Below are 509 nucleotides of genomic sequence, written 5' to 3' on the forward strand. Positions count from 1 at the left end.
GTTTGCCAGCTCCCCGAAGCTTTTCGCAGGCTACCGCGTCCTTCATCGCCTGTGATCGCCAAGGCATCCACCACATGCACTTGTTCGCTTGACCCTATAACGGGTGTGTCTCTGTCACATTCACCCGGAATGCGACCTTCGCCACATCGCGCTACAGGTTGAGTATTCGTGTTGCGCCGTATTCCAAGGCAATCTTTCGATTACCTTTTCATACATTGATACAATCACAACCCTGATTCACCTACTCAGCACCCATCTCTAAGTGCCTTTCGTGAATCTCTTTACTACTTCTTCCTGATTGTTAAAGAACGACAGCCGATATAAAGCGCTATGCTTTACATCACTCTGACTGGCTCAATCGCCAATGCGTAACGCTCTGTGCTTTTTCACACAGAACACTGCGCATTGAAGATTGGTGGAGGATGACGGGATCGAACCGACGACCCCCTGCTTGCAAAGCAGGTGCTCTCCCAGCTGAGCTAATCCCCCCGGTCATGCACAGATACTGC

General features: G+C 50.7%; 1 tRNA gene and 1 rRNA gene. Both read right to left on the reverse strand.

Going from position 1 to position 509, the window contains the following annotated elements:
• Window positions 1-94, reverse strand: a 23S ribosomal RNA gene (locus tag HV744_RS36750); the annotation flags it as partial.
• Window positions 95-413: 319 nt separating this feature from the next.
• Window positions 414-489: transfer RNA gene (locus HV744_RS36755), tRNA-Ala, on the reverse strand.
• Window positions 490-509: the final 20 nt, after the last annotated feature.

This window comes from Paraburkholderia ultramafica (genome assembly GCF_902859915.1).
In the GTDB taxonomy this organism is placed as follows: Bacteria; Pseudomonadota; Gammaproteobacteria; order Burkholderiales; family Burkholderiaceae; genus Paraburkholderia; species Paraburkholderia ultramafica.